This is a genomic window from Haloterrigena alkaliphila (assembly GCF_017352155.2).
Lineage (GTDB): Archaea > Halobacteriota > Halobacteria > Halobacteriales > Natrialbaceae > Haloterrigena > Haloterrigena alkaliphila.
In genome coordinates, this window is the sequence record NZ_CP071462.1 from 2,705,474 (window position 1) to 2,729,423 (window position 23,950).

Sequence of the window (23,950 nt, forward strand, 5' to 3'; positions counted from 1 at the left end):
ACCCGTCGCAGTCAGACCGCGTCGTCGTCGAACCGCGACAGCACCGTGACGACCAGCAGAAAGGCACCCAGCACGAGCGCGACCGCGACGCCGCCGTAGAGAGCGAACGTGATCGGCGTGGCGGGAATCGACCGCTCGAGGACGGTGATCGTCTCGAGGCCGCTCCACGCGGGGAGGGCGTAGCCGAGGACGGCGCCGAAGGCGGCGGTCGCGGCGCTCAGCGCGAGGACGAGGCCACCCACCACGCGGCGCCCGCCGAGTCGGCGATCACCAGTCACGCCCGTCGGTTCACCGCGCGGATACGAGGCCGTTGCGGTTTCACGTCCGCGCTCGAGCGGGCCGATTCCGCCAGATTCGCGCCGCCTCGAGGGGAACCAAATTTGTTTGGGGCCACTGATATCGAGGATGCCGTCCTACGTGTACGTACGGCAGGGTCGTCGGCACTGGACCCGGTCCTGTCACCCTGCCGTTGCACCCCCATCCTCTCCGTCGGTTACTCGACGGCCGTCTCCCGCCCGCTATAGTAGCGACTGAAAGTCAGTGCACATCCGATCGCATAATTGTCGTGCGATCGGTGTGTGAACAGTTTCAGTTGGTACTACTGGCGCGCGACTCCGCGTCGGTTTTTTGCCCGCTCACGTCGTAGCGTCGCAGGTAGCCGTGCACTCCGAGACCACCGACTCCGACGGCGCGGACTCGCGGCGACGGTTCGCCGAGAAAGAGCTGTTCCTGCTGTTACTCGTGGGAATCGCGGTACTGATGTCGCTGACGGGGTACGTCCTGATCGTCACCTGACGGCGGCGGCGGGCGGTCAGTGCTCCTCCAGTTCGGGTTCCGCGACGTCGTGGTGGGTCCGCTCGTCGCCCTCGATCACGCGCGCCGCGTAGTAGGTGACGAACCCGAGCGTGGCGATCATCGACAGCAAGATCGCGAACTGAATCGTCGACTGCAGTATCGCGACGCCCCAGGGGTTGAACACCGCGAAGAGGGCGACGAAGAAGACCATGATCGCCAGCGGGATCAGGTTGACTGCCAGGTCGAGCGTGATTTCCGAGTCGAAAGCGGCTCTACTCATGAGTGGGTGGAGTTAGCGGGTGGATCGTCTTCGAGCGCGAACGAGGACCGTCCCGGCGACCGTGACGACGCCGGCGACGGCGATCGCGAGGCCGCGGGTCGCCAGTCCCGTGAGTCCCTCGAGCGCGGCGACCGAGAGGACACCGGTACCGAGCGCGTACAGCAGGGCACCCGCGACGACGAACAGGGCGCCCAGTCCCGTCGCGAGCGGCCACGGACTCTCGACGTGGCCGGACTCGGCGAGGATCCCGGCGACGCTCGCGGCGAACAGCACGAGGCCGCCGACCGCGACCGGGAAGAGGTCGACGACGATCCCGACCTCCGAGCCGACGAGCCCGAGCGCGACCATGAGGGGCCACGGGCTCGCCGTCGGCTGCTCCCTGTCGTTCGCGCGCGAGTGGTCGGCCATTCGATTCGGGGCTACCACGTCCCCCCAGTAGTAGCTAGGGCCGTTCGTCCGTTCTCGAGACAGTGGTCGACCGGTGACTGTTGGTTAATCGAGTACTTAGCGCGGCTCGTCGCCGTCCGTCACGCCTCGCGTTCGATGACGAACTCGGTGAACTCGTGGAGCTTCCGGGTCGTCTCGTCGTCGAATGCGAGTCGGTCGATCTCCTCGCGGGCCGTCGCGGCGAGGTCGAGGGCGAACTCGCGGGCGTACTCGAGGCTGCCGGCGTCCTCGATGATCGCGAGGGCCTCGGCGATCTCCTCGTCGGTGTTCGAGTCGGCGCCGAGGATCGCCTGGAGTCGCTCGGCCCGCTCGGGCGGGCTCTCCTCGATCGCGTGGATGACCAGCAGCGTCTTCTTCCCCTCGCGGATGTCGTTGCCGAACTCCTTGCCGAAGTCGCCGGCCCGACCCAGCGAGTGTTCGACGTCTAAGATGTCGTCGCCGATCTGGAAGGCGACCGCGGTCAGTTCCGCGTACGTCGCGACGGCTTGCTCCACGTCGTCGGGTTGGCCGGTGATGATGGCCGCGAGGCGCCCGACGATCCGGGCGAGACAGCCCGTCTTGCACGCGCACATCTCGAGGTACTCGTCGACGCCGACCCGGACCGCCCGTTCGTTGTGCCAGCAGATGTCCATCCCCTGGCCGAGGTGGGTCCGGTTGAGTTCGTACATCAGCATCTCGTAGGCGGCCAGTCGCCGCTCGGCCGGGAGGTCGCCGGGGTCCTCGGTCAGCACTTTCAGCGGCAGGAAGTACATCGCGTTGCCGGCGTTGAGCGCGATGTCATGTCCGTAGACGTGGTGGAGGGCGCGCTCGCCGCGTCGAATCGTGGCGCCGTCTTCGACGTCGTCGACGATGATCGTCCCGTTGTGGAGGATCTCCGGGATACAGGCGTAGTGGACGTAGTCGGCGGGGTCCTCGCCGAACCCCTCGACGAAGACGAGAAAGAGCACCGCGCGCCACCGTTTCCCGCCCCGATCGAGGAGGTCCCACAGCGGCGTCGACAGCGCCCGCTGGATCCCCCCGGAATCGTACTCGTAGGTCGGATCACCGAAGAACGACTCGAGATAGTCGGCGTCGACGTCGCGTGGGACCAGGTCGGCGATCGCCTCGTCGATGGCCGGTCGCCAGTCGGCAAGCGTCTCCCGCATACTCGTCCCGTGCGTGGGGGGCGTGAAAAAGTTTCCCAGTTTATGTTGTCAGTTGCGATTAATTGGATCGCTCTCGTTTTCCGTGCCCCGCGACTCCGGTTTCGAGCCCCGGTACCGCCGTTCGCGAGCGGTACAGTTACCCGGCCGTCGCCCCACGCTGTCGGTATGAGCGACTGGATCGGTGACGTCTTTACGAGCGACGTCGGCTGGAGCCACCTCGAGGAACTGGTCGACGTCGGGAACCGGATGGCCGGCAGCGATGGCGAGCGCGAGGCCGCCGAACTGACTCGCGACGCGCTGGCCGACGCCGGTGCCCGAAACGCCCGCCTCGAGTCCGTCGAGATTCAGGGCTGGACGCGCGGCGACAGTTCGATCGCGGCCGGCGAGACGACCCAGGACTGCATCGCCCTGCCGCGCAGTCCGTCCGAACGCGCGACCGGGCCGCTGGTCGACCTCGGCTACGGGCTCCCGGCGGACTTCGAGGAGGCCGATCTCGAGGGGGCGATCGTTCTGGTCCGCAGCGACATCCCCGACTACGCCGACCGCTACGTCCACCGGCGGGAGAAGTACTACCACGCCGTCGACGCGGGCGCCGCCGGCTTCGTCTACCGGAACCACGTCGAGGGCTGTCTGCCCCCGACTGGAAGCGTCGGAACGGACGAGGATCCGATCGGCGAGATTCCGGCCGTCGGCGTCTCGAGCGAGGTCGGCGCCCGGTTATCCCGTCGGTTCGCGGGGGAGAAGATCGAACTGACGGTCGAGGCCGACGTTCACTCGGCCCGGAGTCAGAACGTCCACGCCGAACTCGGCCCCGATACCGAGGAGCGCGTCCTCGTGACCAGCCACGTCGATGCCCACGACATCGCCGAGGGTGCCATGGATAACGGCGCGGGAACGGCGCTGGTGGTCGAACTCGCGAACGCGCTCGCGACGCGGGCGGACGACCTCGAGACCCGCGTCGAGTTCGTCGCCTTCGGCGCCGAGGAGGTCGGACTGGTCGGTTCCTCGCGCTACGCCGAGTCGACCGACCGCGAGACGATCAAGGCAATCGTCAACAACGACGGCGTCGTGCGCGGTCGAACGCTCTCCGTGACGACCCACGGCTTCGACGTCCTCGAGGCCGTCGCGGACGAAATCGCGGACCGACACGGCCACCCGATCGAGACGGATCCGACGCTCGGTCCCCACAGCGACCACTGGTCGTTCGTCCAGTGGGGCGTTCCCGGCGCGTACGTCAACTCGACCGCGGACGACGTCGGCCGCGGCTGGGGCCACACCTCCGCCGACACCATCGAGAAACTCGAGAAACGGACGCTCCGGGAGCAGGCGATCCTCCTGACCGACCTCGTCGTCGAACTCGCCCGCGAGGAGACCTCCGTCGAGCACCGCGATCCCGAGGCAATCGCCGCCGACCTCGAGGCCCAGGACCTGGCGGACGGCATGCGGATCACCGGCGACTGGCCCTATAGTAGCCACTGAAAGTCAGTGCACACCCGATCGCACGACAGGAGCGCGGTTCGGAGCGAGCGAAGCGAGTGAGAACCGCGGATAGTGCGATCGGTGTGTAAACAGTTTCAGTTGGTACTATACGACGAGTAGGGAACCCAACGGCTTTTTTCGGCCCCGCGCCAACGGGCGGACATGGACGCCGCGTGGTCCGCGGACGAGCGACCGGTCGTCGGCATCGTCGACCCGAACGTCGAGGCGGGACCGAGCGACGGCGCCGAGTCGCTCGAGGACGCGCTCCGGCCGACGCTGGACGCCCACGACGCCACGGCCGTCGGCGGCGACGCGGCCGACGTGCTCGCGGGGTCGCCGTCTGTTCTCGTGGTAGCGGGCGAGGACGCCCTCTCGGCGGTCGCTCGACGGCGACCCGACGTGCCGGTTCTCCCCGTCGGCGACGTGACCGGGATCGACGCGGTCGATCTCGATCGGCTACCGGCGGCGCTCGAGGCCGTCCTCGAGGGAGACGCGAGGATCCACCGGCACCCGATACTGGGACTCGAGGTCGAGGACCGCGGCGACGCGGCCGGACGTGGATCGACTGGTGACGCAGCCGACTCGGTCGAGCGCGACGGCGCTCGGGAGTACGCGCTGTTCGACGCCACGCTCGTCACCGACGAACCGGCACGCATCTCCGAGTACGGCGTCTCGAGTCGCGGCGAGTCGGTCGCGACGTTCCGGGCCGACGGCGTCGTGATCGCGACGCCGGCCGGCAGTCACGGCTACGCCAGCGCCGTCGACGCACCTCACCTCTCGGCAGCCGTCGACGCCGTCGCCGTCGCCCCCATCGCCCCCTTCGTCACGCAGACCCGGCGGTGGGTGCTCCCGGACGACGACCTCGCGGTGACGGTCGAACGCGACGAGGGCGACGTCAGACTGGTCGCCGACGGGCGGTCCGTGGCGACGGTCGACGTCGATTCCCGTGTGACGATCGCTGTAGACGGCGCGCTCGAGACGCTGTCCGTTCCGGATGGGGTACTCGAGTCGTAATGAGTAGTCAACTCGAGTCGTAATGGGTGGTCGACTCGAGTCGTAACGGGCGACGTTCGCGGAGAAAAAGCCAGTCGTCACCGAAGCGCCGGGCGTCGCAGTTCAGGCCCGGGTGCCGACGTGGTCGGGCGCGTCGGCCTTCTTGTTCGCGTAGGCGTTGTACGCCGAGAGGGCGGCGATGGCCGCCCCGGAGGCGGCCGTCCCGGTCGCGAGGGTCTCGCTGCCCATGTCGATTACGCTGGGCGCAATGAGTAGCCAGAGGCCCAGCAGGGCGGCCAGCGATGCGACGCCGACGCTCGCCAGCCGATCGCGCGACAGGCGGACGAAGTTGTAGCCCGCCAGCAGGAAGACGCCCGTTCCGACGAGCGTGTCGTTCCAGATGGCCTGGTCCGTGGCCTCGAAGATGAACGGCGAGGCCACGACGTAGAGGCCGATCAGCGCGACGAGGGCGCTGAGCCACTGCATCACGTCGGTGTTGAGGGTGTTTCTGTTGCGGTCGGCTCTAGTCGTGTTCGAGTCGGTATCCGTCGGTGTTTCGCTCATGTCTTCACCGGTCGTAGCCGGGTCTCAGGGAAAGCGGTCGTGCCTGCGGTTGTAGGGCTACTCACAGAAGGTCGTACGGCACTCGAGAGCGGCGTAATTCGGGGGTGTACGAACCGAGGCTGTCGCGACTCGAGGGCAGAGTGACGACTTCGAACGTCGTGACTCGAGGGTGGTGAAAAACGAAAATCGCGAGCGCCGGCGTGGACGGCGGGCCGTCGGCAGCGGAGTCGTTCGAGCGGTCGCAAGCGCTCGAGCGTCGACTAGCTGTTGTACGGCTCCTCGTCGCGGTGACTGTCCGGGTTCTCCTGCTCGAGGGCGTCGTTGACCCGCTCGTCGGACTTGTGTTCGATGTCCTGTCGGCGCTGTTCCTCGTCCTGGCGCTCTCGCGCCTCCATCTCCTCTTCCGTGAGTTCGTCCTCGGCCTCGGCGTCCGTGTCTTCGTGCGCCAGTTCGACGTCCCGCCCGTGTTCGTCTTTGCCGGTCTCGTCAGTGTTGTCGGACATACTGATCCCGTGTCCGGGTACCGTCGAACCGTGAAAAGGCGTTGGGCTTGCGAAGGTCGGCTAGAACGAAATTCCCAGTTCGTCTGCAGTCGTCTCGTTGATCGTTCGGCTGCTCGAGTGAGTCGTCTCGTGGATAAATCGAGCGTTCTGCTACCGTGGCAACGGTGATTGCCACACCCTCCCCAGCCGATTCGCTCACTCACTCCGTTCGTTCACTCATCCCTCGCACGGTGTCATCGGCCGCCCTCACTGTCGTTCGGTCGGCCGACAGCGCGCACCACCGTACGGCGGTAAGTCGGCCCGGAACGATTCTCGTTCGACCGATTACCAGGGGTCGCCCGAGGCCAGATCGATCTCGCCGTAGCCCTTTTCCGAGGGGCAGATGTCCGCGAGCACGCAGTCGCTGCAGTCGGGATTGCGGGCGGTACAGGTCGCCCGGCCGTGGTCGATACAGAGGTGGGTGAACTGCTGCCAGTAGCCCTCGGGGACGATCCCCATCAGATCCTGTTCGATCGCCTCGGGGCGCTCCTCCTCGGTGAGTCCGAGTCGCCGCGAGAGTCGCTGGACGTGCGTGTCGACGACGATCCCCTCGACGACGTCGTGGCCGTGCTGGAGGACGACGTTGGCCGTCTTCCGGCCGACGCCCGACAGTTCGGTCAGTTCGTCCATCGTGTCCGGCACCTCGCCGTCGTGTTCCTCGAGGATCGTCCGACAGGAGCTCTTGATGTAGCCCGCCTTGCTGTTGTAGTAGGTGATCGAGTTCAGGTCCTCCGCGAGTTCCTCCTGGGGCGCGTTGGCGTACTCTTCGGGCCCGTCGTACTTCTCGAAGAGGTGCTTCGTTTCCTCGTTGACGCGCTCGTCGGTACACTGCGCCGAGAGGATCACCGCGATCAGCAACTCCAGGCGATTCGAGTACCGAAGCGAGATCGTCGAGTCCGGATACGCCTCCTCGAGTCGGTCGACGACTTCCTCGGCCTGCGCGGCGCGGCTCTCGAGCGGGGTTCCCATGGGGCGTTCGTTGCGAGAGCGTCCATTTGAGCGTATCGGTCACGGGCGACGACGGTACGAGCGACGACGGCTCGACCCGGGCGCGCGGAACCGACGCGCCGGTGACAGCACCCCGTCCGTTCGGATGCCGTGACCTTTAAGCGGTCGTCATCCGGCTATTCGGGTATGAAAGCCACCGCCATGGCCCACCCGATTCAGGGGTTGGTCAAGTACCACGGGATGCGCGACGAGATCGAGCGACTCCCCTATCACGACAGCATCAGCCTCTGTACGGCGCCGAGCCACACCCGCACGACCGTCGAGTTCTCGATGGACTACGAGGAGGACACCTTCGTCGTCGACGGCGAGGAACTCGACGGCCGGGCTTACGAGCGCGTCGAGGCCGTCGTCGAGAAGGCCCGCGAGAAGTCCGACGCCGCCCACACCGTCTACCCGGTCCGCCTCGAGAGCGAGAACAGTTTCCCGTCGAACGTGGGTCTGGGCTCCTCGTCGTCCGGCTTCGCCGCCGCCGCGATGGCGCTGGCCGACGCTGCGGAGATCGACGCCTCGCGGCAGGAGATCTCGACGATCGCTCGGGTCGGGTCGGCTTCGGCGGCCCGCGCCGTCACCGGCGCGTTCTCGCAACTGCACACCGGCCTGAACGACGAAGACTGTCGCTCCCGGCGCATCCCGACCGATATCCACGAGGACCTGAAGATCGTCGTCGGCCTCGTCCCCTACCACAAGGAGACCGAGGACGCCCACGAGGAGGCCGCCGACAGCCACATGTTCGAGTCGCGGATGGCCCACATCCACGGCCAACTGTCCGACATGCGCGACGCACTGCGGAACAACGAGTTCGACCGCGCGTTCGAACTCGCCGAACAGGACTCCCTCTCGCTGGCCGCGACCACGATGACCGGCCCCTCGGGGTGGGTCTACTGGCAGCCGGCGACGCTGAAGATCTTCAACACGGTGCGCAAACTCCGCGAGGAGGAGGATATCCCCGTCTACTTCTCGACCGACACCGGCGCCAGCGTCTACGTCAACACCACCGACGAACACGCCGACGAGGTCGAGGAAGCGATCTCGGACTGTGGCGTCTCCACGACCGTCTGGGACGTCGGCGGCCCCGCCAAGCTACTCGACGAGGACAAACACCTCTTTTAGGGTTCTGACCCCGTCGGAATCGATTCCGCTGGGCGACTCTTATAGTGGCGCCGCTCGTAGTCGTTGTCCATCCAATGGCCGATCTGGACAGGGACGATATGGCGATCCTCCACGTCCTGCAAGACGACGCGCGCAACACGACGACCGAGACGATCGGGGAGCGGGTCGACCTCGCCTCTAGCACCGTCGCCTCGCGGATCAACGACCTCGAGCGACGCGGCGTCATCACGGGCTACGCACCGGCGATCGATTACGAGAAGGCCGGGTTCGAGCAGCGGCTGATCCTCCTGGGAACCGTCCGTCCCGAGACCGACGACGAAGGGGTCGTCACGAAGGTGAGCGAGATCGAGAACGTGATCAGCGTCAGACGGTTGCTGGCCGACGAAGACGACCTCCACATCGAACTCGTGATTCGATCACAGGAGCGAGCGGAGGCGGTCGCGGACGAACTCCACGCACTCGGCGTCGAGATCACGAAGACGAGCGTCGTCGTGGAAGAGACCACCCGCGTCTTCGACCACTTCGGGGAGAAGTACACGAGCGACGGCTAATTTCGGAACGATTCCGCAAAAATCCGATCGCGTTCCGGCCAGTGTTGCGACGGGTTGAAAGGGACGACGGAAACTGTTCGGTGAGCGACGTTTTTTAGGCCTTTAAAGCGATACCCGTACTCGATGCCCGATCAGACTCACCCACCAGACGACCGCCGCGCACCGAGCGAGCGAGTCGTCGAGGCCGTCGCCACCGCATCCGGGACGTCACCGCTGGACTTCGAACCCACGCTCTACGATGTAGTCGACCCCGAGGCGCTGGACGCCCTCGTTCGATCCGGGACGGAGAACGTTCGGATCCAGTTTCGATACGGGGATCGGTCCGTCGTGGTTACCGGTACCGGTCACGTGGAGGTCTCGGCGTCGACTGAGGAGATTCCCTCGAGCGAGTGGCTCTCGCCTGACGAGTGACGGATATCTACCGAGTTCCGTCGTGAGAGACGTACTACTCTGATTTGATCTGCAGTCGGCGTGCTACTATACCGCTCGCGCCCGTAGCCGCCGCTATGCACGTCGTCGTCTGCGGCGCGGGCTACGCCGGGCTGACCCTGACGAAGCTACTCGAGTCCGACCTCCCGGCCGACGTCGCCCTCACGCTGGTCGACGAGTCGCCGGACCACCTCGTGCAGCACGAACTCCACCGCGTGATCCGGCGGCCGGCGCTGGCCAACGAGATCACGGTGTCGCTCCCCGCGGCCCTCGAGCGCGCGACGGTCCGGGTCGCCCGCGTCGAGAGTATCGACCGAAATCGACGGCTCGTGTCCCTGTCGGACGGCACGCTCGAGTACGATCTCCTGGCGATCTGTCTGGGCGCGCAGACCGCGTACTACGGCCTCGAGGGCGTCCCCGAGCACGGGTTTCCGTTGAAGCGGCTGGCCGACGCCCGTCGAATCCGGCGACGAGCGCTCGGGGCGCTTCGGGAGGACGACGGTCGGATCGTCGTCGGCGGTGCCGGTCTCTCCGGCGTTCAGGTCGCCGGCGAACTCGCGGCGCTGGCCCGCGAGGAGCACGGATCGGCGTCGATCACGCTCCTCGAGCAACTGGATCGCGTGGCGCCGGGGTTCCCCGACCCCTTCCAGCGCGCGGTCGAACGCGCGCTCGAGGACTCCGGGATCGAGATTCGAACGGAGACCGCCGTGGTCGGCGCCGACGAGGGCGGCGTTCGCCTCGAGTCGGGCGAGCGACTGCCAGCGGACCCCTTCGTCTGGACCGGCGGCATCCGCGGGGCCGACGCGTTCGACGGCGAGCGACCGGCCGTCGGGGCCGACCTCCGACTCGACGACCGGACGTTCGCGCTCGGCGACGCCGCGCGGGTGACCGACGCCGACGGGGAGGCGGTCCCGCCGAGCGCGCAAGGGGCCGTCCGCGAGGCCCGAACGGTGGCCGAGAACATCGAGCGACTCGTCGAGGCGCGGCGCGACGGCGTCGAACCGTCCGAACCGGACCTCGAGCAGTTTCGCTTCGACTCTCCGGGCTGGGCCGTCAGCGTCGGCGACGACGCGGTCGCCACGGTCGGCTCGCGAGTCCTAACGGGACGGGCCGCGAAGGCCCTCAAGGCGAGCGTCGGGGTGGGCTACCTCTCCGGCGTCGGCGGCGCCGGGAACGCGGCCGGCTTCGCCTACCGGGAGTTCGTTCCGGAGCGGTTCAGGCGGCGGTAGTCACTCTAGCCACTCGAGCGAGACGTCGAGTCCCTGATGCTCGCCGGCCTTCTGTAGTCGACGGCGTCCTCGGTCCGGGCGCCGTAGCTATCATCGGCGGGTGTCGTTCACGCGAAGAAAATAGGGTGTGTCCACGCGACGTCAGGAACCGAACGCGACCGGGGTCGTCCCGGCTCAGGGCGTTCGAGCGTAGCGGACCGCTCGCATCGCCGCGCTCATGGCGACGAGCGCGACGACGGCGATCGCGATCCACTGGCCCGTCTGAGTCGCGAGCGCGGCGGCGGTCCTGCCGAGGAGATCGACGCCGAACGCGCGACTCAGCGCGTAGAGGACGACGACGAGCCCGACGACGGCGACGACGGTCTGCAACACGGTTGACAGCAGCCATCGTCCGGGCGCGGGTGCGGGCTCACCCGGTCGATCGGCCGGCGGCCGCGACTCTCGAGCGCCGTCTCGGGATCGGTCGCTACCGGACTGTCGTGGCATGGGTGGTCACCCGTTTCGTCGGAGTCCGCGGTCGGCATTTACTATTCGGTGCGTATCCGACGGGACGCTCGAGCGGCGGTGCACCGGTGTCCGTTCCGGCGGTTTACTAGGTACTGTACGCGACGCTTATCAGAATATGGGGGAGGGTTCGACCGGCGGTGGGTCCGGCGATCCAACGACGTCAGGTCCAGCGATCCAGTCCCGTCTGCGTGACGCTCTCCTCGATGCGCTCGAAGCCGCGTTCGACTTCGCCCTCGTCGACGCTCCACTCCTCGCAGACGTACGCCCGGGCGGCCTCGAGGTCCGGGTCGAGATCCGTCTCGAACTCGTAGTCGTCGGTCACGTCGGGGTCTCGGAACAGTTGCCGGACGCGGTCGCCGTACTCGACGTGGTCGCCGCGGGCTTCGAGGACGCTCCAGAGGTCACCGTGTTCGGTGATCGCTTTGATGGCGGTTTTGGGACCGATTCCCGAGACGCCCTCGTTGAAGTCCGTCCCGATGAGGATCGCCGCGTCGATGAGTTGCTCGAGCGTGAGGTCGTGGTGGGCGAGCGTCGCCTCGAGATCCATCAGTTCGGGGTCGCCCTTGCTCGTTAGCTGGCGCAACGTCAGCGGAGCGCCGAACAGGAGGGCGTCGTAGTCCTCCGACCCCACGTAGTCGGCGTCGCCGCGGCGGACCATGTGGGCCGCCTGCGCCTCACCCTCCGCCGGCGCTTCGACGATCGGCACGTCGAGCAGTCGGAGGAGTTCGCGGCTGGTCTCCTGGATCGTCGGCGTCAGCCGCTGGGTCCGGGACTCGAGTTGCGCGATGGCGACCTCGTCGCCCTCCTCGCGAGCGGTCTCGAGTTGCTCCTCGTAGCTCCGGCGCTGCTCGCGCCGTGACTCGATTTCGTCTTCCTTCAGGTCGGAGGGACCGCCGTCGAAGACCATCACCGGCGTGATGTCGTTCTCGAAGAACTTGGGCAGGCCCTGGACGATCCCCACGAGGTTGGCGACCTCGGTGCCGTCAGCGGTCGTGTACGTCGCGCTGTCGGTCCACTTGACCGTCGTCGTCAGGTATCGGTAGAGCCAGTTGTGCGCGTCGACGGCGACGATGCCCTCGATCTCGGAGAAGGGTATCTCCTCGATGACGGCGATGTCCCGGAGTGCAGCGTTTCCCATTACCGCTTCCTTGGGCGGACTGGGATTTGTATCATTGGCTTCTTCGGTGACGACTGCTCGGTACGGTCGTTCACACGTCGTTCAACTCTGATTTCCGTGCAGATATCGTTTCAGTTGACTCGTCCGATATGCGGTGGCGCGCCCTGGACTGCGGTGAGCGAATAGCGAACCGCGGTCCGAAACCGTGCGAGGGATGAGTAAACGAACGAAGTGAGTGAGCGAATCGGCTGGGGAGGGTGTGGCGACTCCTTGCCGCCACGTTAGCAGGACACCATTCTGTTTTCCGTTTCGTTCCGCTCCGGTTTCCCGTCCGGTCCGAGAAGCTACGGACGAATTAGTCGGAAAACTACGGCGAAACCAACCGATAGGAACCGCTCGCTACTCTGTGCTACCGTGGCAACGGGGAGTTTCCACACCCTCCCCAGCCGATTCGCTCGCTCCCTATGGTCGCTCACTCATCCCTCGCGATTCGTGCTGCGTCTCGCTCCCGCTCGCCGCAGCACCGCGCGCCGAGGGTGAGGTGTTCCGTTCCCTAATCGCGCGGTCCGAATTCCGGCGGGTCACTCCCTTCGCGTGACTCGAGGAACTCCTCCTCCTCGTCGGAGAGGTCGCGCTCGCGAAATTCCTCGAGTCCCGACTGATAGCGCTCGCGCACATCCAGTTCGCCGCTGCGGTCGTCTCCGTCGTCGACGGGCGCCGGATGCTCGAGGACCAGTTCGGCGATGCCGGTCGTCTCGCCGGTGTAGCCGAAGTCGGTCCGGTAGAGGGCCTCGTAGGCGAAGGGGTTGTTGACGGCGATTCGAAGGCGATCGTAGCCGCGCTCGAGCGCGCGGTCGCGGACCCGCCGGAGGAGTTCGGGCCCGATTCCCTCGCCGCGCCGGTCGCGGGCGACGGTGACGTAGCGAAGCCACAGCGTCGTCTCGTCGGTGCGATCCTCGTTGAACGCGACGGCGGCGACGATCTCGCCGTCGTCGGTCCGCGAGACCGCCTTTCCCGTGTTCGTCATGACGAACTTGCCGGCGTAGCTGAACCGCTCGTGGTCGAGCCGGAGTTTCGGGCCGTCGGGCGGCCAGCCGAGCAGGTCGTACTCCACGCTCGGTCGTTCGGACGCCACCGACTAAGATTCCGGCGACTGCGCTGTCGATGCCGTGATCCGGCACGGGTCGCCGTTGGGCCCCTCCGTCCACAATTACCGTCGGCGAATGAAGGGGAAAGGGCTAACACCGCGGTATCGAGTAGGAACCGTGAGAATGGATCCCGAACAGTCGTCGACCGAGCCGACCGCGAACCCGGACGCCCTCGACGACGCCTTTCTGGCGCTTCGCGACCGCGACCGTCGGTTCGCCCTCTACTTCCTGCTCGAGCACGAGACGGCATCGGTCGCGGAACTCGCGGACGTCGTCACCGCCTGGAGCCACGCGGCCGACGGCGGGGTCATCGAACCCCAGTGTCGGAACCAGCGGTACCGCCGGCTCCTGCAAACGCACGTCCCGAAGCTGGCCGACGTCGGCGTCGTCGCCCACGACGAGGAGGCCGACCGGGTGTCGCTGGCGCCCTGTCCCGAGCCGATCCGTGAACTGGCGGCGCGAGCCTGCGCCGCGGAGACCGGCTCGTGACCGGCCGGCCGACTGCCGACGGGATCGCGACCGATCGGACCCGAACGGACCGGCGACCGACGGTCGAGCGCAACCGATGACGCTCTCCGAGTACTTCGATCGACTCGAGGCGCCCGCGCGGACGGTCACCGTCTACGCGCCCCCGCCGCGGCCCGATCTCGTCGACCGGATCGCGACCGAGACGGGGATCGACGCCGTCGACTACCGGGAACTTCCGGAAGCGACGCGGGACGATCAGGGATTTCTCGTCGTTCGCGAGGACGACGCGTTCGTCGCCGCGATCGGCCTGCCGGCCGTCCGGGAGTTCCTCGAGCCGCCGATCGTCGCCCCCTGGGCGGAGGGTGGCGACGACTCGTCGTATCGGCGCGTGATCGAGGTCTTCGAGACGACGGTGTGGAGCGCGCTCGAGCGGCGACAGCTGCTCGCGATCAGCCGCGAGATCGAGTCCCGCGCGTGGCGCGTGGGTAGCGGAACCCTCCGGGTCGGCTTCCAGCGGGCGGCGGCGCTCGAGGCGATGGTACCGGTGTACGTCCGCCTCGCGGGGGAGTCGTCGCTGGACGTCCACGTCTACATCGCCGACGACTGGGACCGACCGTCGGTCCCGGGCGTGACGATCCACGCCGACGCCGGGAGCGAAATCGGCGGCTACTGGTTTCTCACCTTCGATGGGAGCGGCGACCAGCTCTGGAACAGCGCCCTCCTGGCGAGAGAGCGCGATGCGGACAGCTTCGAGGGCTACTGGACCGACGACGCGCATCTCGTCGCGACTCTCGAGCGAGCGATCCTCGAGTGCGCGACCGACGGCGCGTAACGGCCGGGCCCGTGGATCTCAAAACCGATTGCGCCACCGACGGGTCCGCAGCACCTCGTCTTTCATCGCCGAACAGTGGTCCCGCGCGCTCCTCGTCGAACTCGTCGGCCAACACCTCGGCGCACTCTTCTCAGGAGACGTCGATCGACGACCAGTACTCGAGGACGCTGTCGCGGTCCCACCCTTCGGAGAGGTCGTCCAGGCCGTTCACGTCCTCGTCGACGACGCCGGTCAACCGATCGCCGTCGGCCGATTCCGTCGCGTCGTCCTCGAGGTCGCTGGACGTCAGGCTCGAGGTGCGGTAGACGGCCGAGCCGACCGCCCCGAGACCGACGACGTACGCCGGTCGGTCGTCGCCGGCCTCGACGTATCTGGTCGCGGTTTCGCTCATACGCGACGGTCGGGCCGTCACGTCGGAAGGGACAGCGCAAGAATTCGCAAGGAGGAGTCGCGTCGGATCGAAACCGCTGTCGATGCCGCTCGCCGCTCGAGTCGGTTCTCCCGTCACCTCCGCCCCACCGGGAAATTTCGAGACCGAGAGTGGCGGCGGATCTCCGCCGCCGATACTCTCGATATTCTTATGGTCAATTATTTTTATATACCCCGGTCATAGACAGTGTGTCGCATGACAGACTACAGCAGACGAACGGTTCTCACTGTCAGCGGTGGCGTCCTCGGCGGACTCGCGACCGGAACCACGGTCACGGCGGCCGCGCGGCGTGACCGATTCGTCGTCGAGACCCGCGGCGACGCCGACCTCGGCGGCCTCGAGGTCGTCCACGAGATGCCCGGCGTGACGTTCGCGGTCGTTCGCGGCGACGAATCCGAGCTGCGGCGGGCAGACGCCGTTCGGGACTACGCACCCGACATCGAACTCGAACTGGAGGAGCCGACCGTCAACGAGGCGGCGCCGACGGTCGACGCCGCGGACGCTCCGGACGACCCGCTGTACCCGTACCAGTGGGACAAACAGGCGCTGGACGTGCCGACGGCCCACGAGACGACCCGGGGCGAGGGGACTCGCGTCGCGATCATCGACACGGGAGTCGCCGCCGACCATCCCGACCTCGAGGTCGACGAGGAGCTCTCCCGGAACTTCACGGCCGACGAATTCGGCGCGGCGAACGCCGCGGGCGGCTATCACGGCACCCACGTCGGGGGAATCGTCGCCGCGGAGACCGACAACGGGAAGGGGGTCACCGGCACGGCGCCGGCGACCGACCTCGTCGACTGTCGGGTCTTCTCGCCGGACGCGACGGCGCTGTTCGGCGACATTCTCGCGGCGATGGTCTACAGCGCGACCATCGATGCCGACGTGGCGAACCTCAGCCTCGGCGCGTATCCGGTGCCGCGAAACGCCTACCGGGACGAGGACGGCGAGTTGGTGACCGGCCACGGGGACTTCTACGGGAAGGTCCTCACTAGCACGACGACGCACGTGAACCGCGAGGGCACGCTGCTCGTGATGGCCGCCGGGAACGCCGACGCGGACCTCCAGCACGACGGGAACGTCATCAGCCTCCCGAACGAGGCCGCCAGATCGTTCTCGGTCTCGGCGACCGGGCCGATCGGGTTCGGGCACGCGTTGGCCGACGACGCGCCCCTGCAGGCACCGCCGGAGAGTCCGGCGACCTACACGAACTACGGGACGAACGCGGTCGCGATCGGAGCCCCAGGCGGCGATTTCGACCAGTCCCTCGAGGAGGTGATCGGCGGGCTACCCGCGTTGTACTACGATCTGGTGTTCAGTACCATCTCCGAACCGGTGTACGAGCGGGACGAGGACGGCGAGTTGGTCGATATCGCCGACTACGAGCACTCCTACTCGTGGGCCGCCGGGACGTCCATGGCCGCCCCGCAGGTCGCGGGCGCCGCCGCGCTCGTCAAGAGCGTCAATCCGGAGTACGGCGCCAATCAGGTTCGATCGGCGCTCACGGAGGCGGCCGAGGTTCCCGACGGCTATGACAAGGAATTCTACGGCTCTGGATTCCTGAACATCCTCGACGCGCTATAGGGCGTCCCGGAACTCTCCTTGTGGCTGCCGCTCCGTCTTTCGAACTCGTTGCCGCCTCGCGAGCAGTCGCTCTCGAGGACGTGCTGCCGTAGAAAACGAAGTTACGCGACGCCGCTATCCGCGACGGTGCGAACCCGTATCAGTTCCGAACGACGTTCGTCGCTCGGGGGCCCTTGGGGGCCTGTTCGATGTCGAATTCGATCTCCGTGCCTTCCTCGAGGTCCGGACCGCCAACGTCTTCCATGTGGAAGAAAACGTCCTCGTCCGCGTCGTCAGTCTCGATGAAACCGTAGCCGCCAGTGTCGTTGAAGAAGTCGACCTTACCGTTTGCCATTGCGATTGAATCGTGACTGCATATACGGATAAGTGTTCCGCATCTGTATAGCTGAGCCAGGGTTTTCGAGACGAATGTTTCTCAAGTCCACTACTTTATGGATATTTAGATATATACGTGGGATATCTCACCGAATCAGTGCCCGACCCGTCACAACGAGCGAGGTATTTCGTCGTATCCATAGTTCTCCCTCAGTGGTCTATCGTGTTCGCTTATGATTTGGTCATGTGCCACACGGAATGGTTCGTTTCCGAACTCTTCATCCATGGTGGGTTCCTGCGCGGAGCGGGATTTGAACCACTCCCGAGAACCTGCTCGCTACGCTCGCAGAACCTCGGTATAATTCAAATCCCTCGTACGATTGCTGTCGCTCGCGGAGTTGCTCGCGACAGCAATGCGCGGAGCGGGATTTGAACCCGGGCCATTGGCTTGCTTCCGTATTCGAGGACGAGTCGGATGAGACCTATCGACGGCTATAGAATGGTCGCTACGAGCATCGATATGAGTCCGAATTTCCTCGAATCGGGCGAATCGACCATACGGGCGTGATAGCTCCGATTTTAGTATGCGAGTTAGAATGACTTACTCGTACTGCTGTGTATCGAGTTCGTACCGTTTTACTCCATCTGACTCGCTGATCACAACGCGATTCTCATCTTCTAAGAGGTCGAGGTGGCCTATCACCTCGGACATTCCGGGGAACATTTCAGTCGCTGGAAGATCCGGAAACATCTCCTTCATAATTTGATACGCCGTCGTCGGCTCGTGGTCGGCTACGAGATCCGCGATTCGTTCTTTCCGCTCTTGATGATGAGTGATCGTCTCTCGCGCTCGATTCTGAAGAGTCGAGATAGGGTCGCCATGGCCGCCGTACCCGAACGGGACCTCGGTATCGAGCACTTTTCGTAGTGACTCGAGATATGTCGGCAAGCTTCGCGTTCGTTCGTCTTCGGAGCCGGGTGCGAGCGTAAGTAACGGATTCGGCGTAATATCGGGCAAGACATGGTCGCCAGCAAACATGATGCCTTCCGTTTTTGCGAGATAACAGAGTGAACCAGGGGCATGACCCGGTGTCGAAAGGCACTCTAACTCTACGCCGACATCGATAGTGTCTCCCTCAGCTAATTCGTGGGAGACAGTGACCGGATCCTGATACTCGGTGTACGGTTCCGGCAACTCGAGGACTGTATCCACCGTATCCATAGGCATTCCCATCGAGAGTAAGAACGGTCGGAAGTACTCCTGCTCCTTCTCGAAGTATCCAATTGGGTCAGACAACTGCTCGACGGCATCCTCGTGGGCGAATACATGGGCATTCGATTCCGCTACGAGCCGGTGTGCAAGACCGAAATGATCCATGTGAGGATGAGTAATAAGTACGCGATCGATATCGCTACTACTGTACCCGAAGCGAGCGAGAGAGCGTTCTAACTCCTCGTAGGCCTCCTCAGTTGCGGGTCCAGGATCGAGGACGGTCAGACCGTTCTTTGTAAAGAGATAGCAGTTTACCCGCCCGACGCTGAACGGTGTCGGAATCGAGATCCGTTCCATTCCTTCCATAGCCACAACATTCACACTTCAATTACTTATAGTGCTCACCAACGCCGTAATTCGGGTTCGGGTTATTGGCATACCTATCTCATGATAAGGCAGTACGATCGTTTATGACGGATCATAGTCTACTCGAAGCACGGTTCCTCCGGTAGAAGATCGGCGATCGCTTCTTGAATGGCGGGAACCCACTCGTCTTCTTCGACGGTCCGTTGCGCCCAGGGTAGCGAGGTCACGATTTTTGAAATCGCTGTACGACGGTAGGGTCGTTAGTTGAACCCGGACTATGAGCTGTGACCCACATCTTTTGTTCACCTATAATGTGTGGGAAACCTGCGAGACAGCTCTGCTGTCTCCATGCGCGGACCGGGATTTGAACTACTCCCGAGAACCTGCTCGCTTCGCTCGCAGAACCTCGGTATAATTCAAATCCCTCTTGCGATTTCTGCTGCTCGCGAAGTTGCTCGCAGCAGAAATGCGCGGACCGGGATTTGAACCCGGGCCATGAGCTTGGAAGGCTCAGGTCCTACCACTAGACCATCCGCGCGCACCAGCCGATTTTCCCTCCACGGTTAAGGCTCTTGCTTTTCGGGGCAGCGCGTCGGGGTCGAGCGATTCTCCCTATTCGAGCCCTCACCCCGAGTCGCCTCCCGGTGCCGTCACCTCGGCGTAGCAGTTCCCGCTCGAGAGTTCCCACTCGAGGAGTTCGAGTTCGCTCGCCTCGAGTTCGGCCTCGAACTCGTCGGGCGCGTAGATGTGGTAGAAGCGATCGACGGTCTCGCCGCCGGGGAGGGTCCACTCGACGGTGGTGTCGAACCCCTCGGACTCCTCGAAGCGGTCGTGGGCGGTCGACCACGCGCTGACGAGCGCGCGGCCGCCGGGGGCGAGGACGCGGGCGAGTTCGTCGAGGCTGGCCCGTCGCGCCCGCGAGGTCGGCAGGTGGTGGAGCGTCGCGACGTAGACCGCGAGGTCGACGCTGTCCTCGGCCAGCGGGAGCCGCGCGGCGTCGCCCTGATAGAGCGCGACGTCGAAGCCGCGCTCGAGCGATCGCTCCCGACCCGTCTCGAGGAGACCGCGACTGACGTCGACCCCGACGACGGTGACGCAGTGGTCGGCCAGGAGTTCGGCGTGGCGGCAGTTGCCGCAGCCGAGGTCGAGTCCGACCGGACGCTCGCTCGTGCCGGACTCGAGGTCCCCCGCGGCCGTCTCGACGAACGCCTCGACTTCGGGCCAGGCGTACTCCCGCGTCGACGCGAAGTGCGAGGCGATTCGGTCGTAAGTGTCGCGAACGGCGGCGCGTCGGTCGGAGTCGGCGGCCTCGTCTCGGTCCCCGTGATCGGCCATTGGCGGAGTTCCTCGCGGGGCGCGCAAAAAGCGTTCGCAACGGGGTCAGAGCAGCACGGCGAACAGGGTGACCGACAGCGCGACCATCAAGGCGGCGTGTTTCGCGCCGCCCCTGACGTTTCCGCTGCTCAACTGGCCGGCGATCAGCCCCGAGAGCAGTCCCTGCAGGAGCGTCGCGTGGTAGAACAACGTCCCGTAGGCCGCGCTGTCGGACTCGGAGAGGCCGCCGAGTCCCTCGACGGCGGTGCCGGCGTCGGCGCCGACCGCCTCACCGGCCCCGCTCGCGGGCAGACTCGGGAGGAGATACCCCGCGAGTACCGCGATGATAAACAGGAAGACCAGAAACGAAACGTAGACGACGATCATGTACTCGACCATCGCCTGGGCGCGCTCGCGCTCGAGTCGGCGGTCGGCCGCGGCCTGCCGGGCCGCGATCCGGAGGACGGTCGCGAGGTTCCCGCTGGCGTTCATCGCCTCGGTCAACAGCGTGACCACGCGCGAGGTCGATCGCGTCCGGACGCGCGTCTCGAGGCGGCCGAACGCGGTCTGCAGGTCGGCGCCCCACTGGACGTCCGCCCAGACCCGGTCGAGTTCGACGCCGAGCGGGCCCAGATCTGAGCCGCGGACGTGGTCGACCGCCGAGACGATGGACATCCCGGCCTCGTTGACGCTCGCGAGTCGATCGAGCAGGTCCGGGATCGCCGCCTCGATGGCGGTGATGCGCCGGCGGTGGAATTCGTAACAGATCGCAAAGCCGGTGAGAACGACCAGCAGCCCCAGCGCCGCGGCGTCGTCGACCGCCGAGATATCGAAGCCACCCTCGAGGGCGCCCGGCAGTTGCCACAGGACGCCCGCGAGCGCGACGGGGACCGTGAGCCCCAGCGACAGGACCGGCCGATCGAGCAGCGTCCGCACGGGGTTGCCGAACCGCTCGCGCAGCCCCCGGAGCCGGCGGTAGATCCGAAGGCGTTCGACGTTGGGATGGGGAGTCGATTCGGCGTCGAGTGGCCCACTATCGGCGGTCCTCCCGCCGTCGGCGCGGGTCGCTCGAGCGGCCTCGCTCTCGATCGAGGGGGCGTCGCTCGAGGAGTCGCCACTCACCTCGCCGGGGGTGAGTTTGTCGGTGACGGCGCTCAGGTAGACCACGAACGCGAGGTTGCCGAAGGGGACGATCAGGTAGATCACCGCCCGCAGCGGCTCGATCGTGTCGCCGCCGGAGATGCCGATGACGACGAGGATCGTGATGAGAAAGAGGGGGCCGGCGACGAGCACCGTCACGTAAGCCTCCGCGAGCGTCGCCAGCAGGTCGAGGGTCCGCTCCTGCTGGGATTCGGCCTCCTCCTGGTAGTCGTGGTACTGACGCTCGAGGAAGTTCGAGAGGTTGTGGCCGCTCTGGAGGACGCTGACGAGGTTCTCGGTGAACTCGCGGAACTGCGGACTGGGGGAGCGCCGCCCCATCTGCTGGAGGGCCGAGACGACGTCCTGCCCGAAGGTGTCCATGCTGCGGACCGCGACGTCGAACTCCGCGGCGGCCTCGCCGTAGGTCTCCTCGTGGGCGGCGACGATCCGGATCACCTTCGGGAAGGCCATCCCGCTGCGGGAGAGCGCGTAGACGAAGGCGACCGTCGAGGGCAGCGCGGCCTCGATGCGCCGGGCGCGGTTGTCGGCGACGTAGCCCGGGTACCACCAGCGGAGCCAGTAGCTGGCGCCGCCGGCGACGGCGCCGAGCGTGAGACAGGAGGCGAAGAGCAGGCCGAACAGTTCGACGGGCGACAGCGCGGGGACGCCGCCGAGGTTCGCGAGAAACGCGAGGGCGCTTGGCAGCGCCTCGCGGAGGGTGCGGGGATCGATCGAGAGCACGAACAGCAAGGCCCAGATGACGTAGATCCCCAGCACCGAGCCGAGCATCGCGAACAGGCCCGCGTACAGAACCGTCTTCGCGCCGTACTCGCGGTAGGTCACGGGCGTGTGGGCGGCCCGGAGGGCCGCCTGCCTGTCGGAGTGTTCGGAACGGAACTCGTCGACGTAGCCGCCGAAGAGGCCGACCGCGGCGCGGGTCAGCGCGCGGTCGACCCCGTCGTGGTACCGCGCGACGACGACGGGAGCACAGCAACAGAGTGCGACGACCAGCGGCAGAAAGTTCGAGAGGTTCATAGTGGCTCAGTCGTGGTCGTCCCCTCGGGTCGGCGGATCCTCGTGCCCAGCATCGACTGTCGGATTCTCATGCCCACCATCGACCGTCGAGTCCTCGAACTCGAGGGATTCGGTCGTCGACTCGTCTCCCTCGTCCTCGAGACCGTTCGGACGCGTCGCTTCGGTCGTCTGGTCGTCCATTTCGAGGTCGGCTGCGTCGGTCGTCTCGCCGTCCATCTCGAGGTCGGCCGCCTCGATCGTCTCGAGGACGCCCTCGCGGTCGGTGTAGTACTCGTTGACCAGCGCGGTGAACCGGCGGTAGTCGGCGATACCGTTCGTCCGGAGGTACTCGAGGAACCGCTGGCGGTTCTCGAGTTCGTCCAGGAGTTCGGCCCGACTCCAGCCGCGTTCGTCGCGGATCTCCTCGAGCAGCCGGCTGCCACTGGACCGGAACGTGTCGGTGTCGCCGTCCCAGGTGAACGCCGTCGAGTAGTCGAGTTCGCCGGTTCGCTGGTCGATACCGTCGATCTCGGCGAGCACCTTGTTTCGGCGGACGCGACCGTCCTCGAGTCGGGTCAGCGTCTGGACCGAGAGGATGTCGAGGCTCTGGACCATCGGCCGGGGAACGTTGATCGGGTCGTTCTCGAGGCGATTGATCGCCGTCTGGACCGAATCGGCGTGCATCGTCGAGTAGGTCGTGTGGCCCGTGTTCATCGCCTGGAAGAGGGTGATCGCCTCCTCGCCGCGGACCTCGCCGACGACGATGTACTCGGGGCGGTGGCGCAGGGCCGAGCGCAGGAGGTCGTACATTGTCACGTCCTTGCCTTCGTGAATGCGCTCGCGCGTGACCGAGGAGAGCCAGTTGTCGTGGTGTAGCTGCAGCTCGCGGGTGTCTTCGATCGTCAGGACCTTCGCGCGCGGCGGGATGAACATCGAGACGGCGTTCATGCTCGTGGTCTTCCCCGAGGCGGTCCCGCCGGCGAAGATGAGGCTCTTGTTGTGCTCGATCGCCAGCCAGAGGTACGCCAACTGCTCGACGTTGAACGTCCCGTACTCGAGCAGGTCGATCGGCGTGAACGGCTCGTCGGCGTACTTACGGACGGTGAAGGCCGAGCCGCGGGGAGTGACCTCCTCGCCGAGGGCCAGTTCCGCGCGCGAGCCGTCGGGGAGGGTCGTTTCGACCATCGGATCGCCGATCGAGATGTGCCGGCCCGAGTGCTGGGCGAGGCGGACGACGAAGCCGTCGAGGTCCGCCTTCGCGAAGGCGACGTCCGTCGCCACGTCCGCGTACTCGTCGTGGTAGACGAAGATCGGCAGGTCGTAGCCGTCACAGGAGATGTCCTCGACGTGGGGGTCGTGCATGATCGGCTCGAGGCGGCCGTAGCCCCGGAAGTCCCGGTGGATGTAGTAAAACAGGCGGTAGAACGTCGCCATGTCGATCTCGGCGCCGTAGCGCTCGAGGTACTCGTGGATCGTCTCCCGCAGGAGCGTCTCGACGTCGGCCGGCTCGTCCTCGCGGTACAACAGCGGATCGCGGATATCGTCGAACAGGGTCTCGAGCAGGGCCGCCTCGTCCTCGCGGAGCGTCGGCTCGACGGTGTGATACCGGTACTGGTTCGTGTCGGGATCGTGGCCGATCGTAACGAACGAGAAGGGGGCGTCGACCCAGTAGCGCTCGGCTTCGTCGACGCCGTCGATGCCGTCGAACTCGAGCAGCGGGCCGTGGGCTCCCGGGTCGTAGTTCGTGACCTCGATCTCCGAGCCCTGGAGCGTCTCGCGGACCCGGCGGATCGTCCGGCGGGCGGTCGCGATCGTCGACTCGAGTCGGCCGCCGGCGTCGGCGTCGTCGCCGACTGGGGGTCGGTCGGCCGTTCCTGCGTCGATCTGGTCTGACATCTGTGAGGATCTCCGAGGCGAAGTCGTTCTCGTG

Annotated in this window: 26 protein-coding genes and 1 tRNA gene; 10 read left to right on the forward strand and 17 right to left on the reverse strand. The window is 66.1% G+C overall.

The window, feature by feature from the left end; genetic code table 11:
• Positions 1-11: 11 nt before the first annotated feature.
• Entirely contained in the window at positions 12-278 is a 267-nt protein-coding gene (locus tag J0X25_RS31965) for a DUF7520 family protein (protein WP_207287935.1), read from the reverse strand.
• A 382-nt stretch (positions 279-660) separates the two neighbouring features.
• Here J0X25_RS31965 and J0X25_RS39825 point away from each other — a divergent pair, with 382 nt between their 5' ends.
• Complete coding sequence (locus J0X25_RS39825) at positions 661-795, forward strand: hypothetical protein (RefSeq protein WP_284145151.1); 135 nt, start codon at positions 661-663, stop codon at positions 793-795.
• 16 nt (positions 796-811) lie between these two features.
• Here the strand turns inward: J0X25_RS39825 and J0X25_RS31970 are convergent, their stop codons facing one another.
• The 3 genes from J0X25_RS31970 to J0X25_RS31980 form a co-directional block, all read right to left on the reverse strand.
• On the reverse strand, positions 812-1,075 hold the full coding sequence (locus tag J0X25_RS31970) for a DUF6684 family protein (RefSeq protein WP_207287936.1): 264 nt from the start codon (positions 1,073-1,075) through the stop codon (positions 812-814).
• Positions 1,076-1,087: 12 nt separating this feature from the next.
• Positions 1,088-1,483 carry a DUF7541 family protein gene (locus J0X25_RS31975; protein ID WP_207287937.1) on the reverse strand — a complete coding sequence of 132 codons (396 nt, stop codon included), beginning with the start codon at positions 1,481-1,483 and terminating at the stop codon, positions 1,088-1,090.
• Between the two features lie 119 nt (positions 1,484-1,602).
• Positions 1,603-2,667 carry a polyprenyl synthetase family protein gene (locus tag J0X25_RS31980; protein WP_207287938.1) on the reverse strand — a complete coding sequence of 355 codons (1,065 nt, stop codon included), beginning with the start codon at positions 2,665-2,667 and terminating at the stop codon, positions 1,603-1,605.
• A gap of 165 nt (positions 2,668-2,832) precedes the next feature.
• Here J0X25_RS31980 and J0X25_RS31985 point away from each other — a divergent pair, with 165 nt between their 5' ends.
• On the forward strand, positions 2,833-4,146 hold the full coding sequence (locus J0X25_RS31985) for a M28 family peptidase (RefSeq protein ID WP_207287939.1): 1,314 nt from the start codon (positions 2,833-2,835) through the stop codon (positions 4,144-4,146).
• A 162-nt stretch (positions 4,147-4,308) separates the two neighbouring features.
• Positions 4,309-5,160: an NAD(+)/NADH kinase gene (locus J0X25_RS31990; protein WP_207287940.1), complete on the forward strand. Its 852-nt coding sequence runs from the start codon at positions 4,309-4,311 to the stop codon at positions 5,158-5,160.
• A gap of 102 nt (positions 5,161-5,262) precedes the next feature.
• On the opposite strand, the gene J0X25_RS31995 is transcribed toward J0X25_RS31990, so the two are convergent.
• The 3 genes from J0X25_RS31995 to nth all read right to left on the reverse strand — a co-directional run bounded on the left by J0X25_RS31995 (position 5,263) and on the right by nth (position 7,214).
• Positions 5,263-5,703, reverse strand: a complete 441-nt coding sequence (locus J0X25_RS31995; RefSeq protein ID WP_207287941.1) for an SPW repeat protein — start codon at positions 5,701-5,703, stop codon at positions 5,263-5,265.
• A 260-nt stretch (positions 5,704-5,963) separates the two neighbouring features.
• Positions 5,964-6,206, reverse strand: a complete 243-nt coding sequence (locus J0X25_RS32000; RefSeq protein ID WP_207287942.1) for a hypothetical protein — start codon at positions 6,204-6,206, stop codon at positions 5,964-5,966.
• 324 nt (positions 6,207-6,530) lie between these two features.
• On the reverse strand, positions 6,531-7,214 hold the full coding sequence (gene nth / locus J0X25_RS32005; protein ID WP_207287943.1) for an endonuclease III: 684 nt from the start codon (positions 7,212-7,214) through the stop codon (positions 6,531-6,533).
• A gap of 165 nt (positions 7,215-7,379) precedes the next feature.
• On the opposite strand from nth, the gene mvaD reads away from it, so the two are divergent.
• From mvaD to J0X25_RS32025, 4 genes are all read left to right on the forward strand, one after another.
• Positions 7,380-8,363, forward strand: coding sequence for a phosphomevalonate decarboxylase MvaD (mvaD, locus tag J0X25_RS32010; protein WP_207287944.1), 984 nt, complete (start codon positions 7,380-7,382; stop codon positions 8,361-8,363).
• Between the two features lie 74 nt (positions 8,364-8,437).
• A complete protein-coding gene (locus J0X25_RS32015) occupies positions 8,438-8,914 on the forward strand; it encodes an Lrp/AsnC family transcriptional regulator (RefSeq protein ID WP_207287945.1) in 477 nt (158 codons plus the stop codon).
• 123 nt (positions 8,915-9,037) lie between these two features.
• Positions 9,038-9,325, forward strand: coding sequence for a HalOD1 output domain-containing protein (locus J0X25_RS32020; RefSeq protein WP_207287946.1), 288 nt, complete (start codon positions 9,038-9,040; stop codon positions 9,323-9,325).
• 95 nt (positions 9,326-9,420) lie between these two features.
• Positions 9,421-10,572 (forward strand): NAD(P)/FAD-dependent oxidoreductase, encoded by a 1,152-nt coding sequence (locus J0X25_RS32025; protein ID WP_207287947.1) that lies wholly within the window; start codon positions 9,421-9,423, stop codon positions 10,570-10,572.
• A 174-nt stretch (positions 10,573-10,746) separates the two neighbouring features.
• On the opposite strand, the gene J0X25_RS32030 is transcribed toward J0X25_RS32025, so the two are convergent.
• The 3 genes from J0X25_RS32030 to J0X25_RS32040 all read right to left on the reverse strand — a co-directional run bounded on the left by J0X25_RS32030 (position 10,747) and on the right by J0X25_RS32040 (position 13,310).
• Positions 10,747-11,058, reverse strand: coding sequence for a hypothetical protein (locus J0X25_RS32030; protein ID WP_207287948.1), 312 nt, complete (start codon positions 11,056-11,058; stop codon positions 10,747-10,749).
• 181 nt (positions 11,059-11,239) lie between these two features.
• Complete coding sequence (fen, locus tag J0X25_RS32035; RefSeq protein WP_207287949.1) at positions 11,240-12,217, reverse strand: flap endonuclease-1; 978 nt, start codon at positions 12,215-12,217, stop codon at positions 11,240-11,242.
• A gap of 532 nt (positions 12,218-12,749) precedes the next feature.
• On the reverse strand, positions 12,750-13,310 hold the full coding sequence (locus J0X25_RS32040; protein ID WP_207287950.1) for a GNAT family N-acetyltransferase: 561 nt from the start codon (positions 13,308-13,310) through the stop codon (positions 12,750-12,752).
• 157 nt (positions 13,311-13,467) lie between these two features.
• Between J0X25_RS32040 and J0X25_RS32045 the strand changes: the two genes are divergently transcribed.
• Positions 13,468-13,833 (forward strand): DUF7344 domain-containing protein, encoded by a 366-nt coding sequence (locus J0X25_RS32045; protein WP_207287951.1) that lies wholly within the window; start codon positions 13,468-13,470, stop codon positions 13,831-13,833.
• A 76-nt stretch (positions 13,834-13,909) separates the two neighbouring features.
• Positions 13,910-14,644: a DICT sensory domain-containing protein gene (locus J0X25_RS32050; protein ID WP_207287952.1), complete on the forward strand. Its 735-nt coding sequence runs from the start codon at positions 13,910-13,912 to the stop codon at positions 14,642-14,644.
• Between the two features lie 130 nt (positions 14,645-14,774).
• Here the strand turns inward: J0X25_RS32050 and J0X25_RS32055 are convergent, their stop codons facing one another.
• Positions 14,775-15,035, reverse strand: coding sequence for a hypothetical protein (locus J0X25_RS32055; RefSeq protein ID WP_225896664.1), 261 nt, complete (start codon positions 15,033-15,035; stop codon positions 14,775-14,777).
• 234 nt (positions 15,036-15,269) lie between these two features.
• On the opposite strand from J0X25_RS32055, the gene J0X25_RS32060 reads away from it, so the two are divergent.
• On the forward strand, positions 15,270-16,658 hold the full coding sequence (locus J0X25_RS32060; protein ID WP_207287953.1) for a S8 family serine peptidase: 1,389 nt from the start codon (positions 15,270-15,272) through the stop codon (positions 16,656-16,658).
• Between the two features lie 139 nt (positions 16,659-16,797).
• On the opposite strand, the gene J0X25_RS32065 is transcribed toward J0X25_RS32060, so the two are convergent.
• The 6 genes from J0X25_RS32065 to J0X25_RS32090 form a co-directional block, all read right to left on the reverse strand.
• Positions 16,798-16,992 (reverse strand): cold-shock protein, encoded by a 195-nt coding sequence (locus J0X25_RS32065; protein ID WP_207287954.1) that lies wholly within the window; start codon positions 16,990-16,992, stop codon positions 16,798-16,800.
• Between the two features lie 582 nt (positions 16,993-17,574).
• On the reverse strand, positions 17,575-18,552 hold the full coding sequence (locus J0X25_RS32070; RefSeq protein ID WP_207287955.1) for an MBL fold metallo-hydrolase: 978 nt from the start codon (positions 18,550-18,552) through the stop codon (positions 17,575-17,577).
• 467 nt (positions 18,553-19,019) lie between these two features.
• Positions 19,020-19,090: transfer RNA gene (locus tag J0X25_RS32075), tRNA-Gly, on the reverse strand.
• 86 nt (positions 19,091-19,176) lie between these two features.
• The gene (locus J0X25_RS32080) at positions 19,177-19,887 is read right to left on the reverse strand and encodes a class I SAM-dependent methyltransferase (RefSeq protein ID WP_207287956.1); all 711 of its coding nucleotides are present in this window, start codon (positions 19,885-19,887) and stop codon (positions 19,177-19,179) included.
• A gap of 45 nt (positions 19,888-19,932) precedes the next feature.
• Positions 19,933-22,041: a type II secretion system F family protein gene (locus J0X25_RS32085; RefSeq protein WP_207287957.1), complete on the reverse strand. Its 2,109-nt coding sequence runs from the start codon at positions 22,039-22,041 to the stop codon at positions 19,933-19,935.
• A 6-nt stretch (positions 22,042-22,047) separates the two neighbouring features.
• A complete protein-coding gene (locus tag J0X25_RS32090; protein WP_207287958.1) occupies positions 22,048-23,916 on the reverse strand; it encodes a type II/IV secretion system ATPase subunit in 1,869 nt (622 codons plus the stop codon).
• Positions 23,917-23,950: the final 34 nt, after the last annotated feature.